14 protein-coding genes are annotated in these 15,454 nt (G+C 44.9%); 7 read left to right on the top strand and 7 right to left on the bottom strand.

The window, feature by feature from the left end; translation table 11 throughout:
* Window positions 1–65 precede the first annotated feature (65 nt).
* The gene (locus tag AC5EF3_RS09415; protein WP_015826746.1) at window positions 66–455 is read left to right on the top strand and encodes a DUF952 domain-containing protein; all 390 of its coding nucleotides are present in this window, start codon (window positions 66–68) and stop codon (window positions 453–455) included.
* On the top strand, window positions 452–1,540 hold the full coding sequence (locus AC5EF3_RS09410) for a quinone-dependent dihydroorotate dehydrogenase (RefSeq protein ID WP_493547862.1): 1,089 nt from the start codon (window positions 452–454) through the stop codon (window positions 1,538–1,540). Before AC5EF3_RS09415 ends, AC5EF3_RS09410 begins: the two co-directional genes overlap by 4 nt.
* Window positions 1,541–1,543: 3 nt before the next feature.
* Here AC5EF3_RS09410 and AC5EF3_RS09405 read toward each other — a convergent pair whose 3' ends face one another.
* Both AC5EF3_RS09405 and AC5EF3_RS09400 read right to left on the bottom strand, forming a co-directional pair.
* Window positions 1,544–1,978: a DUF4112 domain-containing protein gene (locus tag AC5EF3_RS09405; protein ID WP_493547861.1), complete on the bottom strand. Its 435-nt coding sequence runs from the start codon at window positions 1,976–1,978 to the stop codon at window positions 1,544–1,546.
* A 22-nt stretch (window positions 1,979–2,000) separates the two neighbouring features.
* A complete protein-coding gene (locus AC5EF3_RS09400; RefSeq protein WP_493547860.1) occupies window positions 2,001–3,335 on the bottom strand; it encodes an MATE family efflux transporter in 1,335 nt (444 codons plus the stop codon).
* A gap of 268 nt (window positions 3,336–3,603) precedes the next feature.
* Between AC5EF3_RS09400 and AC5EF3_RS09395 the strand changes: the two genes are divergently transcribed.
* Together AC5EF3_RS09395 and AC5EF3_RS09390 are read left to right on the top strand one after the other, a co-directional pair.
* Window positions 3,604–4,227, top strand: a complete 624-nt coding sequence (locus AC5EF3_RS09395; protein WP_493547859.1) for an MlaC/ttg2D family ABC transporter substrate-binding protein — start codon at window positions 3,604–3,606, stop codon at window positions 4,225–4,227.
* Between the two features lie 108 nt (window positions 4,228–4,335).
* Window positions 4,336–5,238 carry a histone deacetylase family protein gene (locus AC5EF3_RS09390; RefSeq protein WP_493547858.1) on the top strand — a complete coding sequence of 301 codons (903 nt, stop codon included), beginning with the start codon at window positions 4,336–4,338 and terminating at the stop codon, window positions 5,236–5,238.
* A 117-nt stretch (window positions 5,239–5,355) separates the two neighbouring features.
* Here the strand turns inward: AC5EF3_RS09390 and AC5EF3_RS09385 are convergent, their stop codons facing one another.
* On the bottom strand, window positions 5,356–5,694 hold the full coding sequence (locus AC5EF3_RS09385; protein WP_015826752.1) for a UrcA family protein: 339 nt from the start codon (window positions 5,692–5,694) through the stop codon (window positions 5,356–5,358).
* 386 nt (window positions 5,695–6,080) lie between these two features.
* Between AC5EF3_RS09385 and recQ the strand changes: the two genes are divergently transcribed.
* Window positions 6,081–7,976 carry a DNA helicase RecQ gene (gene recQ, locus AC5EF3_RS09380; protein WP_493547857.1) on the top strand — a complete coding sequence of 632 codons (1,896 nt, stop codon included), beginning with the start codon at window positions 6,081–6,083 and terminating at the stop codon, window positions 7,974–7,976.
* Here recQ and AC5EF3_RS09375 read toward each other — a convergent pair.
* Together AC5EF3_RS09375 and AC5EF3_RS09370 are read right to left on the bottom strand one after the other, a co-directional pair.
* The gene (locus tag AC5EF3_RS09375; RefSeq protein ID WP_493547856.1) at window positions 7,973–9,853 is read right to left on the bottom strand and encodes a pentapeptide repeat-containing protein; all 1,881 of its coding nucleotides are present in this window, start codon (window positions 9,851–9,853) and stop codon (window positions 7,973–7,975) included. The two genes, recQ and AC5EF3_RS09375, sit on opposite strands and share 4 nt — an antisense overlap.
* Before the next feature lie 597 nt (window positions 9,854–10,450).
* Window positions 10,451–10,576 carry a hypothetical protein gene (locus tag AC5EF3_RS09370; RefSeq protein WP_493547855.1) on the bottom strand — a complete coding sequence of 42 codons (126 nt, stop codon included), beginning with the start codon at window positions 10,574–10,576 and terminating at the stop codon, window positions 10,451–10,453.
* Between the two features lie 487 nt (window positions 10,577–11,063).
* Here AC5EF3_RS09370 and AC5EF3_RS09365 point away from each other — a divergent pair, with 487 nt between their 5' ends.
* Window positions 11,064–12,641 carry an alkaline phosphatase gene (locus AC5EF3_RS09365; RefSeq protein WP_493547854.1) on the top strand — a complete coding sequence of 526 codons (1,578 nt, stop codon included), beginning with the start codon at window positions 11,064–11,066 and terminating at the stop codon, window positions 12,639–12,641.
* 135 nt (window positions 12,642–12,776) lie between these two features.
* Window positions 12,777–13,433, top strand: coding sequence for a DUF6498-containing protein (locus AC5EF3_RS09360; protein WP_493547853.1), 657 nt, complete (start codon window positions 12,777–12,779; stop codon window positions 13,431–13,433).
* Between the two features lie 69 nt (window positions 13,434–13,502).
* On the opposite strand, the gene AC5EF3_RS09355 is transcribed toward AC5EF3_RS09360, so the two are convergent.
* Window positions 13,503–14,495: a response regulator gene (locus AC5EF3_RS09355; protein WP_233356742.1), complete on the bottom strand. Its 993-nt coding sequence runs from the start codon at window positions 14,493–14,495 to the stop codon at window positions 13,503–13,505.
* Window positions 14,440–15,366: a response regulator gene (locus tag AC5EF3_RS09350; protein ID WP_015826761.1), complete on the bottom strand. Its 927-nt coding sequence runs from the start codon at window positions 15,364–15,366 to the stop codon at window positions 14,440–14,442. The genes AC5EF3_RS09355 and AC5EF3_RS09350 overlap by 56 nt, the downstream gene beginning before the upstream one ends.
* Window positions 15,367–15,454: the final 88 nt, after the last annotated feature.

Raw genomic sequence — 15,454 nt, 5'->3', positions numbered from 1 at the left:
GTCCTGCATCGTGATTTTTTAATGACAAAGGCGACGTAAATAATGAATTTACTCTGGATTAAAGCGTGATTGTTGGTCAAAACGTCATTATGGAAAATCGATTACTTTTTAAAATATTGGATGCGACGGCTTGGCAAGCAGCTATTGCTGGTGAGCTAGTACAAGCGCCCGTGGACATAGCTGATGGCTATGTGCATTTTTCAACAGCTTTTCAGGTGCAAGAGACGCTAGATAAGTGGTTTCAAGGCGAGGAAGAAGCCGTTTTGATTGCCTTTGATGCCAATGCTTTTGGTGATCAATTGAAATGGGAAGTGTCTCGTGGAAATGACAAATTCCCGCATGTCTATGGTGAAGTGAGAGCAAATCAGGCGATAAAGGTCTGGTATATGGACATTGGGCCATCTGGTGCGCCGCAGGCCCCAGATGATGCTCTCAAATTTGAGTTGCCTGAATGACAATAATTGATGCGTTGGGCCTCGCGCTTATTCAGCAATTGCCTCCAGAAACAGCGCATCGAGCAACGATAGCGGCGATGAAGTTTGGATTGGCTGGCAAAGCAAAGCCGCTGTCAAAAAAGCAATCTGAGCGCCTAAAAGCTCATTTGCCAATTTCAGGATTGGATTTGCCAAATCCGTTGGGCATAGCCGCAGGGTTTGATAAAAACGCAGATGCTTTTGCACCCAGCCTCGCGCTAGGCTGTGGCTTTGTTGAATGTGGAACGGTGACGCCGCAGCCACAAGATGGAAACCCAAAACCGCGTCTCTTCAGATTGAAAGAAGATGACGGTGTTATCAATCGCATGGGGTTTAATAATTCTGGATTGGATAGCTTTGTTCACCGTTTGAAAAATGGTGCGGCCAATCAGGGTGTTGTCGGTGCGAATGTGGGTGCCAATAAAACGTCTGAAGGTGAAAAACGGGTTGGTGATTATGTCGATGGGATTAAGGCTGTTTGGCAATATTGTGCTTATATAACCCTCAATATTTCATCCCCCAACACACCAGGACTGAGAGGGCTTCAAAATAAATCCGATCTGAGCGCGTTACTGACGGCTGCATCTGAAACCATTCTTGAAATGGAAGATCGGCATAAAATCAAACGCCCCGTATTCTTAAAAATAGCACCTGATATTGATGAAGAAGCGATAAGGGATATTGTTGACACTGTTCTTCTCGCTAAGGGAATGACAGGGCTGATCGTATCCAATACGACCATTGAGCGTCCAAGCTTTTTGCAAAGTGAAAATGCAAAGCAAACAGGCGGATTATCTGGAAAGCCTTTGTTTGAGAAATCGACACAGGTTTTAAAACAAGTGGCGCGGATAGCCGATGGGCGATTGGATATTATTGGAGCAGGAGGCATTCATGATGCTAAATCTGCATATCTCAAAATACGCGCAGGTGCCCATTGTTTTCAATTGTATTCGGCACTTGTTTATGAAGGCGCAGCGCTCATTCCCGAAATTCTAAATGGTTTAGATCAATTGCTGGAAGCAGATGGCTTTAGTCAGCTAAGTGAAGCTGTAGGTGCAGACCTGTAAGCACTAGGTATTGTGTATTGCGTCCGTTTTTTCTCCCTTTTTCTCCAGATGTCTAACAAGCATATTGATGTTCATGGAGTTAGACCTGAAGGCGAGGTCGAATATATCACCTAGGAATGGGAAAGCCCCCAAAACCATGTCGACAAGCAAATTGATCAACATGCGAACAATGAGAAGGAAAGAGGCTCCAAGATGCATAGCCCTGACAATGATATAAAGTCCCAATATCGCAGTTAGGACATCGCCAATTCCGGGGATTAATCCGATTAAGCTGTCTATCCCGAATTTCATATTGAAGCCGGGAATGGTAAAACGAGAATCCAATAGTCTAGCGAGTGCCTCGACATCGGAAACCTTGTCTATTTTATCTTGATTGGATGATTCTGGTTTTTGAAGTGTTTCGTTCAAATCAGCATTATTTTCTGTATTGCTCGACATTGAGATCATCCACTTGGTTTGATTATTTATTTGCGTCAATACGATGAATTAACTGAGGTAGGAAGGCACCAAGTGTTATTGCCCGTAAAACATAAGAGGCATTGAAGGCTATCCATACACCCCAATTGCCCATTGGGCGTAGAGCCAAATCCAGTGCAATATATATGATTAACGTCATCACTGTGCTTGAGCGCATTGCGGCAGTGTTGGTTGTTCCAATGAAAATCCCGTCCAATTGCCAAGCAACAACACCCAGCACAGGTGCAGCGGCCGCCATAGGCAAAAACAATTTTGCAGTTTGTACAATTTCCTGATTTTTAACGACGATATCAATAAAAGTATTGCCGCCAAAATAGATGGCGATTGCTGCTAACAATGCCCCGCTAAATGCAAATTCAGTTGTGAGTTTGACGGCATTCCAGAAGTGTTTTCTTGATTTTGCGCCAAAAGCTGCACCGACGCGCGCTTCAGCTGTTACCGCAAAAGCATCTAGGACAAATGCGGAAACCGTCAGCATCTGCATGAGCACGTGATTGGCGGCAAGCTGTATTTCACCTTGGCGTGCGCCTGAATTTGCAAACCATGTCATAAGCGCCAAAAGCGCCATTGTTCGGATCATAATATTGCCATTCACGGCAAACATATGCTTGAGGCGGTCTTTGTTCAAAAGAGAAGTGAGCTGGAGAATATGTGGTTTTAGCCCACCATTTTTGGAGATGAGGACTGCACAAATGATTAACCCAGAGATAAGGGCGCACCATTCTGCTATAGCTGTTCCCCAGCCAACGCCTTCGGCTCCCATGTCTAATTCAATGACGAAATAAAGATCCAATAATATGTTTGCGGAATTGGTGATGATTTGAAGCACTAACGCCCATTTGCTTTTTCCAAGTCCTAATAGCCAACCATTGATTGCGTAACTTGCAAGGATAGCAGGGGCTCCCCAAAATCGAGCAGAGGCATAGCCTGTGGCAGCGGTTTCAACATCTGGGCCGGCTTGCAGAATTTGGAATGCTGTTGAAATAAATAGCAATTGCAAAATGGTGAGGACGGCACCGATAATACATCCAATTAAAACCGACCGCACAAGAATTGACTGAACTTCGTTTGTGTTATCTGCGCCTATAGCCTGCGCGGTTAGGCCGGTGACGCCCATACGAAGGAAACCGAAACTCCAAAATATGAAGCCGATCACTGAAGCGCCCAAGGCCACGCCAGCAAGCTCTGTCGCGTCTCCTGTGCGCCCAATAATGGCCGTATCAACTAGTCCAACCAAAGGTATGGAAGCTTGAGAAAGCAAAATAGGCCAAGCTTGGGACAGGACATCTTTGCGAGTCAAAATTGGCAAGCTGTGCATATGAGAGCTTTAAATCCGTTGGAAGGTTCATGGCCAAAGGTTTGTGCCTGAGTCATCGCTCCCTCAAAGAGCGAAACTATCTTTAGAGGGCATCGCGCGCGCTCGCAATAAGTCGATCACAATGAGTTGAATGATACCTGAATAAGGCGTGATTGGTGGCATCTTGTTTATGATGGCTGAAAACTTATTTGAAATTTTCAAGTTTCGATAGGGAACTATATTAATGCTGACGTGTTGTATTGTTAAGCAATCGCAAGGGATCTACGTTATGAAGAAACTTTTGTTATCAACAGCAATCTTGTTGTCAGTCCCTGTGGCTGCAGCGCAAGTGTCATCGCCCTACCTTGTCAAAACAGGTGTGACGAATTCTGTTAAAGAAGATGTTTCAAAATTGGATGCTAGAGGTCTCGTTGATCTAGCAGGACAGTCCGCGATTGAATTTTTAAATGATGGTTCGATTAGCCAACAAGAGGCTGAGGCGCTTTTAGTCTTTCTTGATATTGATCGTGTGGCGCGCTTCACACTTGGGCGTTACGGTCGCAGTCTGACTGATGAAGAATTTGGACGTTTTAAAGTAGCGTTTGAAAAATATGCTGCACAGCAATTTAGGTCGCATCTGTCTGGGTTTGAAGGTGCCGATATAAAAATTATCGAAACCGTAAAGCGCAAGCCAAATGATGCTGTTGTGAAAACAGAAGTCAAAACGGCGGATGGAGACATTCAGAAGGTGAATTGGCGCGTTCTGAAACGTCAAGATCAATGGAATGTTGTCGATGTTGAAGCTTTAGGTTTTTGGTTTGCCATTGAGCAGCGTGCTCAGTTTTCTTCGACGCTAGATCAGTCGAATGGTGACATTGAAGTGTTGATCGAAACGCTCAAGAATAAAAATTAAAAACGACGAAATACCTAAAAAGCGCCTGACATGAGAATGTAGGGCGCTTTTTTGTGCCAAATTTGAGAATAGATTGCAAATAGGGCTGGTTTTGTAGTAGCGATAATTATGCTTCCTATTGTTCATCATCCTTTATATGACGCATCTTCGGTATCTGATAAGCATCGTTTTCCTATGCGAAAATACTCGCTTTTGCCGCTAAAGCTTATGGAAGCAGGTCTTGCATATCCAAATAGTTTTCACCTACCTGAATTGGCTTCGGCAGAGGAGTTAAGTGCTGCTCATAGCGTTCAATATGTGGATGCTGTTCTTTCTGGGAATTTAGATAGAGCCGCTCAAAAGAAACTCGGATTTGAGTGGTCAATTGATGTTTCCAATCGTGCAAGGGCATCTGCTGCGGGCAGTTTGCTGGCTGGAAAACTTGCATTGAAACACGGTGCTGCGGCTAATACTGCGGGTGGATCGCATCATGCTGGCTATGATTATGGAGCAGGTTTTTGTGTGTTTAATGATGTCGCCGTTGCGGTTTTAAACATGCTCAATGCTAAATTGGTAGAGCGTGTTTTAATTGTTGATCTGGATGTTCACCATGGAGATGGAAGCGCGCGCATATTTGCCAATGATCAACGCGTTTTCACTTTTTCCATGCATTGCGAAGACAATTGGCCACGTGAAAAACCACCGTCTGATTTGGACGTTGGATTGGCCAAAGGGCTAGAAGACGAGGCTTATTTGGCAGCATTGAAATGGTCTCTTTGTGAAGCACTGGAGCGATCATCACCGCAGATTGTCTTTTATAATGCGGGTGTGGATCCTCATATTGAAGATAGGCTTGGATTGTTAAACCTGTCTGATGCAGGATTGCAGGCGCGTGATAAATGGGTTGCCAACACTTGCCGAGACTTGGGCGTGCCGGTGGTTGGTGTGCTGGGTGGTGGATATAGTCAAAACGCCGAAGATGTGGCGCGCCGCCATGTTTTTATGTTTGAAGCTTTAAATGATATTCTCTAAGAAGTGATTTTAAATCATCATGAAAAAAGGTCGGAGATATGGGAACTCCGACCTTTTATATTGCCTGACCGCAAGTGGGTGTGAGCGGGGGGACCAGGCAATTTTTTGTGACAACACTTAACTTGACGATTTAATCGCTTGGCGTTGTGCTAATTGTTGCGATGCTTGAATGGATTTTACGGCATCATCCATAGCGATTGTCACACATTCGTTTTGGAGACGTTGGTTAAGCAAAGTCAGGCGTTGTGATGACATTGAGCAAGCTCTTTTGGCGCCAGCTTCAATACGTTCCATTACATTGTGTTTTCCAGCTTCAGTTTGCAGTTCTTCAGCAGAATAGCTGAATTCAAATTGAACAGGTTCTTGGGCAGAAGCTGCGGGGGCGACAATTCCGCCAATAGATAGAGCTGCGATAGCTAAAACGGCGATTGATAAATTGCTTTCTAGGTTTTTCATTTGGGCTGTTCCTTGGTTTTTGTTTTCTTCGGGGGGCGCGGAGTAGCCGGGCAAGGCTACTCCGCATATACACGGTGTCTTTCGTGGGGGTCATCTCGAAAGACGATTAATATTTACTGTTTTTCGATAAACATTGCAAGTAAAACAATAAGGAATTTTTGTGGCAATTCATCTTGAGTTCATCTAATTGGTTGGAAAACTTGGAGTTTTTACCGAAAAATAAATTTGTTTTTCCTTTTTCTGGCAGTTGTTGAAGTATGTATGTTCTGATCGTGCTTTATGCGTTACATGTGTAACATGTATAAACTAATTGTAAAAGTGCTTTTATTTGAACTTTCCATAAAAGTGTTGTCGCCATGCATAAAAGAGCGATGTAGGTTCACGCGATGTCTAGTGAGTCGGCGCAGGCCAAACCTTTCTATCAAGCTGAAACAGATACGTTAGCGTCCAATATGGAGGCTGCGCAGCGCGTGCTGCGTCAGGTTTACGGCTATGGCGAGTTTCGCGGTTTGCAGGCGGATGTGATTTCGCATGTGCTTGCTGGCGAAGATGTGGTGGCGATCCTGCCGACGGGTGGTGGGAAGTCACTCTGTTATCAAATTCCTGCACTTGTGCGTGAGGGTGTTGGGTTGGTCGTATCGCCTTTGATTGCGCTAATGGCGGATCAGGTGGATGCGTTGCGTGAAGCTGGTGTGCGGGCTGAGCGGCTCGATTCTTCGATGGATTTTGAAGATCGTATGATTGCGTTGGATAAAGCAGCCAACGGGCAGATGGATTTGCTTTATGTTTCGCCCGAAGGTTTGATGAGTAATGGTTTGCGGGCGCGGTTGCAGACATTGGATCTTTCATTGATAGCTGTAGATGAAGCCCACTGTGTGAGCCAATGGGGGCATGATTTCCGGCCTGACTATCGCGCGCTGGGGGAGCTAAAAGATTTATTCCCCAATGTACCGCGTATAGCTGTTACGGCGACAGCAGACCCACGCACGCGCACAGATATAAAGACACAGCTTCATTTAGAAACAGCTGCTGAACTTGTTGATAGTTTTGATCGCCCTAACTTAATCCTCCATGCTGAACGTAAAGACGGCAAAGGCACAGATCGTGTTATACAGCTGGTGAAGGCACAGGCGGGTAAGTCTGGCATTGTTTATACCGGATCGCGTGATGGCACAGAGCGTATTGCGCAAGCTTTAGAGAAGGCGGGTATTCCTGCTTTGGCTTATCATGCGGGTTTGGATGCAGAGATACGCGAAAAGCGTCAGCGCCGTTTCCTGCTGGAAGATAATCTTGTGATGTGTGCGACTGTGGCATTTGGCATGGGCGTGGACAAACCCGATGTGCGCTTTGTGGTGCATGCCGACCCGCCCAAATCCATTGAAGCCTATTGGCAGGAAGTGGGGCGCGGTGGGCGTGATGGTGAGATAGCAGAAGGTTATTGCCTGTATTCGCCATCCGACATGCGCAAGCTGGTACGCTGGGCAGAGCAATCGGATGCTGTGGAAGACGTGCGCCAAGTGCAAATCCGCAAGACGCGGCAGTTGTTTGGGTTTCTGGATGGGATGGCATGTCGGCGGGCAGGGGTGCGCCGCTATTTTGCTGAACAAAATGTGCAGGAATGTGGTGATTGTGATAATTGCAAAAGCCCACGCGATGAAGGCTATGACGCGACACGCTGGGCGCAAATGGTTGTGTCTGCGGTTTTGCGCACGGGGCAACGCTTTGGTCGCGGGCGTGTGGTGACGCATTTACGCGGGGAAGCCAAAGATCAGATTGACGAGGACATGTCGCAGCTCACCACGTATGGCGTTGGATCAGAGCTTGGCCCTGTGGGGTGGCGATCCGTGATTGATCAATTGCTGTTTGATGGCTATTTGGCCGAAGATGATAATGATAATCGTCCCACGCTGTATGCGCCCGATAAAGAGATGACGCTGGCGCTATTTGGCGGCGATGTGACGATTGCCATGCGTGAAGACCCGACCAAAATCCGCAAGCGCGAGAAAACCAAATCCAGCGGCACCAATATCCGCGATGGCCTCAGCACGGATCAAGTTGATTTGTTTGAGGATTTACGCGATTGGCGACGCGAATTAGCCAGCGATACGGGCGTGCCGCCTTATGTTATTTTCAACGACAAAACCCTGCGCGAAATCGCGATTGCAAAACCCCTCAGCAAATATGACCTTTTACGCATTGCCGGCGTCGGCGAGAAAAAAGCCGAACGCTATGTCGATGACGTAGCCCGCATCGTCGAAGAGGCGATACGGGGTTTGAATTAGCTAATCTGGAAACGCCGCCGAATGGCGAGGCCGGATAGGAAGAGCATTGAGAGAGAGAAAATGGATTGAATAATTGCTAGTGCTATCATCCATCCACGTAAACTATATATTTCATTATTTCCTTTGGTATTAATGACAAAAAAGTAGCTGTCTCGAAGTTCTTTCATGCCGACAAAAGGGAAAGAATTGGTAAGGCTGAAGCCCAACGATTTTATGAAATCGGGGTCCCATTTCTCACCCCAGAACAAAGCGTTTTTGTCAATTAAAGCGTAGTATATGGCTGCGAATACAAATACAGATATTAGAGTATAAAATAGAGGTAGAAGAATTGCGTTGCCATAGTTTGAAGTTACCTCATATAATTTAGATAGAAACCTTTCTGGGTATTTTACCTGAGAGTCTCGTCTATTTCTGCGAGCTCGAATTTCTTTACTATAAAATTCTTGCTCGAGTGATTTGTTTCGAACTTCTTCCATGGCAAGTTTTAACTTACGAAATGATTGCTCAACCCTTGCATAGCGATTGCTTTGAAATGAGATGTTAGGATCAATTTTTGAACTAGAGTCTAAGGAATATTTTCTTTTTGAAATTTTTTTTCCAAATTTTAGCCGGTGAGATCTTCCTAAGGTTTCAAATTCTGCAAGAAGTTCAGTTTGTTTCTCAAGGCCAATATTTGTAGCAAAAGAATATCCATTTTTATTGTTGAAGACCAAATCGAAGTTAGTATTATGCCAATTTGTTCCTTCATGAAAAATTGTGCCATGAAATTCGGCTAGACCACCAAAATAAGTATTTTGAAATGAAGAGCCTGCTAGAAAGTGACGGTCTTGAAAAATTGTGTCATTTGCAAACAGTGTTCCATCGAATTTTCCAATTAATGCAGATCGGTTGTTGCCCTCAGCATTGAATTTTCCCATAATTATTGAGTTTGTTATGAATAATTCGCTTTGAACTTGCAATTTTCTGAAACTTGTATTTTTCAAAAAAAATACCTGATTGAAGTCAATTCCATCACATACTTTTGCATCACAAAAATAGGTTTCTCCTTTGAAAATAGCCTCATTAAATGAAGCGCCACCCGCAAAATAAACATTTTGAAAAAGTGTTTGATTGTTAAAGTGGCTACCTTCAAAGTAAACTACATTAAGAAATGTGGAACGAGAAAAATCTACTGAAGAAAGAAAAGTACAATCACTAAACGTAGCTGATTCTAACCAAAGCGAGTCTCGAAATATTGCTTGTAGTACGAACGTAGATTTTTCGAACGCGAGGTCATCGTCAAAACAAGCATTTGAAAAATCCGTACCATCAAGAACTTTGGTATTTTCTAAATTTGTTCGCCCCTTCCAATAAGAGTTGTGAAAGTTTGCAGAAAGCTCATCAATTTTGATTATTTTCTCAAATTTTGAATATTGAAAATCTTGCAGAACGACGCCTTGCATTTGCGCGCGATAGTCTGCCCCGCTAATTTCTGAGATTTCGTTTATCTTCGTACGGGTTAATTTTGCTTGGTTAAGGAAAGTTGCCAAATCAGAATAAAATGTTTCCCAAGTGTTGTTATCCCAGGAATTTTTGTAATTATTGTTGGAACTTCCTGTTCTCGTTGAAAAAGGCATATGAAAACGAGTATAATATTTTCCATCTATTCCTTTTATGAGATAGATTTTTTCTGATCTCCAGTAATCTTGAAGAGTTGCCTTTTGGGCTCCGGAATTGGGACTTTCAGTGGAAGCAACGGGATATGGTGTCCCATTATCAGAGTCCTTATACCAACCGACCCATTCTTTCTTCGCCAAACCGTCCCAAGAATAATCCTGTATCCACCAAGCATCCCACCATTCTTTTTCAAGCTCTTCTCTCGTTTTTTGTTCAGTCATTTTGTTTGCGTCCCCTGCAATATAATTTGATGCAGCTTAAAGGCATTTGCGGTGGTGAGTATAGAACAAATGCAAGCTTGAGCTTTGTTCGTCGGCCGCGTTGCCGGATGCACAAATATCTCCGCCATCGAGACCGATGCGAGAGTATGAGAGAGTAAGGGCACGAGGCACGCTTATTCTTGGCAGTAATAGCTGGTCCCGATCAAAACACGGGTTGCCAGCAGTAAATTTGGCCGCAAATATGCGCGCCTCGTCTAGTAATTTATCGCGGTGGCTCTCTTTCTTATAAGGGGATCATGACCCCAAGCCTGCCAAGCGCAGCTACCGCCTCTGCCCGCAGGTTATGCCTAGAACCGCGCCTAACTCTTAAAAGGCATACCGATATGCCAGCCAGTGTGAAAGGACACTATTCCAATCCCAACACGTCCGGTCGCGAGCCGCCCTCTAGGATTGAAGGCGTATAATATGGGGGAGGTTTTAAGGGGTGGGGATAAGAAAATAATTATACCGCTTTTATCAGCGGATTGGCGTCCCGCGCACGCCGCACAGAGCAGGCAATTGGGGGGGCAGGTCGTGCGCGGGATTTTGCCTAAAAGCCTATTTTTTCTTGATATTGATATTTAAGGCTTTGCCGCTTGATGCAGAGCTGATGGCTGCATTTGTTTTTGGTTTTGCCGCTTTTGGTTTGCGGATTTCTTTGTTTGATTTTTGACCTTTAGACATGGTGATAAATCCTTGCAGATTGAAAGAGTGTTCTTAAACAATTTCAGATGCGTGCCGCATAAACCGTTTTGAATGATGGATTGTTTGCGGTGTTTTCGTGTCGCTCTTGTCTGGCTGTCTTAACTCCCGACATGGCGATGTGGTTTACCTGTCTTTGAACAAAAAAATGAAGTTTGTTTGTTATGGAGACACCGCCAGACAGTCTGCATTTCGCGGTTTGCAGGGCGTGGATGAAATGTATGTATCAATTGCAGCAAATGTAAGATGGACTAAGCCAAATTTGTGAAATTATTTTGGCTATTTTTAGCCAAGATATAAGGGGTAGAAACAAGGTCAGCAGCCGTCCTATTTTTAGGCGATAAAGGTCAGTTGGGAATGGATAATTGGTATTAAGTGTCACATAGGGCTAGTTTCGCTATGAAACTGACGTAAAACTCCGCTAGGGATATTGTTATCGGTTTTTTTTATGACGGGACGGAGACTTATTTTGTTTAAATCATTTCGTTTGACTGCTCTTGCGAGTGCAGCTGTATTATTGGGTGCGAGCGGGTGTGCGCATATCGTAAATGATCAAGATGTTGAAGTGGCGTCAGTTGTTGCGCCTCCAACATATGCAGCCCGCGAGGCTGTTGAGCCTGTCCAAGCAAAAGATTCCTATTATGTGAATGCGGCCAACGCGATTGCGACAAAAATAGAAAAACGTGACCCAAAGCCAGCTAAAAACGTCATTTTGTTTGTTGGTGATGGGATGAGTGTTTCCACAATTACGGCTGCCCGTATTCATGCGGGGCAACTTAAAGGTTTGGATGGCGAAAGCTATCATTTGGCGATGGATAGCCTGCCTTGGTCTGCGCTGTCTAAAACTTATTCTCATGATTCGCAGATTGCTGATTCTGCTGCAACAGCGACAGCCATGACGACAGGTATTAAGGTGCCCGGACGTACGCTGGGCATTACTCAAGACGCTAAATATGGCAATTGTGCATCCGTTGACGGCAATACCACAGACTCGATTTGGGAATTGGCCGAAGAGCAAGGTCTTTCAACAGGTGTTGTGACAACAACAAGCATAACTCACGCAACGCCAGCATCTACTTATGCTAAATCCGCATCCCGCAATTGGGAAGATGATAGTGAAATAGAGGGCGATGAAGGGTGTGCTGATATCGCGCGTCAATTCATCGAGTGGGATCATGGTGATGGTTTCGAAGTTGTGATGGGTGGCGGACGTCGCCGTATGACGCCTGTTACAGAAGCCGATCTAGAATATCCTGATCAGCAAGGGCGTCGCACCGATGGACGTAATCTGATCAATGAGTGGACAGCTAAATCAGATGAGCATGTCTTTATCTATGATCAGGCTGGATTTGACGCACAGGACTTTTCTTCATCCCAGCGTGTGCTTGGTTTGTTTGAGCCCTCTCACATGCAGTTTGAACTAGATCGTTCAGAAGGTGGGGCAGGTGAGCCGCATCTTGCTCAAATGACGGAAGCTGCGATTACGCGCTTAAGTCAGAATGAAGATGGGTTTGTGTTGATGGTTGAAGGTGGCCGAATTGACCATGCGCATCATGCAGGAAATGCTGCGCGTGCGCTTGCTGAAGCTGTGGCACTTGATGAAGCCATTGCAAAAGCGCTTGAAATGACATCGGATGAAGAAACTTTGATCCTTGTCACTGCCGACCACGCGCATACGCTGACGATTTCTGGTTATTCACAGCGCAATAACCCAATCCTTGGTTTGTCATCCTATGGCTTTACGCCCAATAAAGCGGCTGATGGAAAACCATATACAACACTGAGCTATGCAAATGGCCCAGGTGCAATGTGTGGTGAGGGTGAAGGCGATGCTGATGGTTTATGTCAACGTGGTGATCTAACCAACCGCGACACGCTGGATAAAGATTTCTTGCAGCAATCTGCCATTCCAATGTCGTCTGAAACGCATGCGGGTGAAGATGTTGCGCTTTTGGCCAGTGGTCCGGGTGCGAATTTGGTGTCTGGTGTGATGGAAGAAAATGAAATCTTTCACGTGATCGGTCAAAGCCTTGGTCTGATTAAATAAAACCAACATTTTTATAATGTGAGAACAGGGGCTTTGATGGATCAAAGCCCCTGTTTTGTATGAGCATTTCACTTTGCAGATTTGTTTTTGTCTTTTAGAGTTTTACCAGTGATAATTTATCAAGGGTAATGGTGCATGTTCGAGCTGGCTTATTGGCAAAGAGCTATTCGCGACCCAGTTATTTTGAGTGGCTTATGCGTTGATTTTCTGCCGATATTTGCTGTGTTGTTTATGGGCTGGGGCGCTCTGGAACTTGTACTGCTTTATTGGCTGGAAAATGTCGTTATCGGATTTGTGACGCTGTCTCGGATTTTTATATCCGGCTTTGGTCAAGGCAAGGTGTCGACATCATTTCATTCTATCTTCTTTGGTGCGTTTTTTACAATCCATTATGGCGGTTTCTGTCTGGCGCATGCAATGGCGCTTTTATCTTTGATCGGGAGTGGACAAGAATTATTTGTGGCCGACGGAGGCGAGGTAGCTTCTGCCTTGAGTATGCAGAGTTTTTTAGGCCTGGCCTTTATCCTTGTGGCTATCATTTTATGGCAATTTTATATGCATGTGGTGGAATTTATTCGTCGCAGCGAATATCTAAAAACTGATCCGGGCAATGAGCTTTTTGCGCCCTATGGCAGGATTGTTGTGCTGCATATTGCGATATTTGCAGGTGTTTTTGCCATGGAAAAATATGGTGAGCCGATGATAGGTGTCTTGGCACTGATTTTATTTCGAGCGGCATTTGGAATCGTCATGAATGTCTTCACGCGTGAAAAACGCAAAGCCATTGTCTAACCAGAAACTGACTAGGGTATTTTCTGAACTGGTCGGTTTTATCCAACACTATCAGCTTGAATGATTTTGTTATTTGCCAACAGCGCCGCGTACGTCTGACTCAATTGAGTGAATTTTCTTAGTGACGAGGCGGCTTAGGTCTCTGATCAAGGCTTGACGTCTCAATATGTCTGAACGCGGTACATCCATCACGGCTGCTATACCTTCAAAATGGCGAAGGATAACTTTTGCATCATAATAAGGTGTCATGCCGACGCCTTCTAGATAGCGTTGTGCTGATGCCCAAATCTCGGTGACAGTTTTGTCACCAATTTGTTCAATATCTTGAGAATGCTTTGACAGAAGTTTGTATAATCCGCGCACGATGCCTGTCGTGTCTGAAGCATCACGGACCGCAAAGCCTGAGAGCTGCGCAACTATGGCGCGGAGTTTATCAACATGTGCGGGCGAATCATCTGCAAGTGATTCAAGCGGCGGCTCATCGGTTAGTCTTCTCCATGGACCACTAAATTCAGTGTCCATTTTTCTGCGGCGGCATGGTCCGATATAATGTCTACTATCAATGAATTTACGCGGACGGATAACGACTTCTTCGATACGTGATTTTAAGGCGCGTACTGATACGGGTTTGAGAAGGAACTCATTAATACCCGCTTGGCGTGCAGCCATGATTTGGTCGCGGGCAACTGTTGAAGCTAGGAGGATGACGGGTATATCGCGAGGAATGTTTTTTTCACTACGGCGAATTGAGCGCGTGAACTCCAAGCCAGATAAGCGTCCAGCTTCCCAATCTGTAATGACGATATTGGGGCGGAAGCTTAGACAAATATCTTGCGCTTCATCTGTTGAAGACGTGGTGCTTATTTCTCCAATGGATAATCGTCTCAATGCATCGGCGACTATGCCACGCATATACGCGTTTGGATCCACGACCAGAACTTTAAGATTGTTCGTGTCGGCGATGGATAGAGAGCGTTTTTTAGGTGTTTGGGGTGTTTGGTTCAATTTATGCCGCCATACGACGTTGAATTGCGTCAGCAAATGCGTTGGAAACTGTCTCACGTGCGCTATCATATTCGCGAGGAAGAACGAGCAATTGTTCTAGTGTTGTGACCCCAGTATTGATGATGAATCTTGCATCCTTGGCGTTACCCTTGGAGTGAATAATGATCTCTATGTAAGCGCCGAAAGATTGAAGCGTTCTCACAATCGCATGATCGTTTTCTTGTCTTGCGGTTTGCATGGCTTTTTCCAATGCGGCTCTTATTCTAACAGGTGCGCCTTTAGGGTCACTTGAAAGAAGTTCGCATGTCATTTTTAACCGTGTTAAAGCGACAGCCATTGGTGATTTTTTATTGACGAGTTGACGCTCAGCATCACTCACATCTTTGATACGAGATGAATCTCTATCTCTGCGGCGTGGACCATGATAATCGGCTGGGTTTTTACGACGACGGCATGGGCCGATATAAACTTTAGAATCAACAAAAGGACGTGGTGTCTCTATGACCATCCTTAATCTCTTTTCCACATCAGCAGGAGAGCACGGGCGTCGAAGGAATTCATCTATACCGGCATTGCGGCCTTCTAGGATCATTTCTTTTGTGAGTTGAGAAGATATTGCGATGATTGGTACGCGACGAAGATTGTCGTCATGGAGTTTACGAATTTGCTGAGTAGTATGTACGACATCCATGTCGTTCATGTCGGACCATTCAATGAAAACAATAGTGGAGCGTTGATCATCCATCATGCGGAAGAGGGAGTTTTCACATCTTGCGCCATCAACTTGCAGCACACCAAGTGTGCGCATGATTTCTAGCATCAGGTTTCGATTAAATCTGTTGGAACCAGCGACGACTGCACGGATATTTCGAGGGTCATACCGTCTTTTTTTACGCACATCTTCTATGTGAATGCTGTCACTATACATATCAACCTCAAAATTCGTACTTTCGTAAAAGTTGAACATACTTGATTAAGGTTTAAAGGAGTTGTGTATCACAGGATGAATCTAAAAG

The sequence above is a fragment of the Hirschia sp. genome (genome assembly GCF_058892565.1).
Note: the sequence above shows the minus strand (reverse complement) of the source record. Positions and strands in the feature narration are given on the sequence as shown.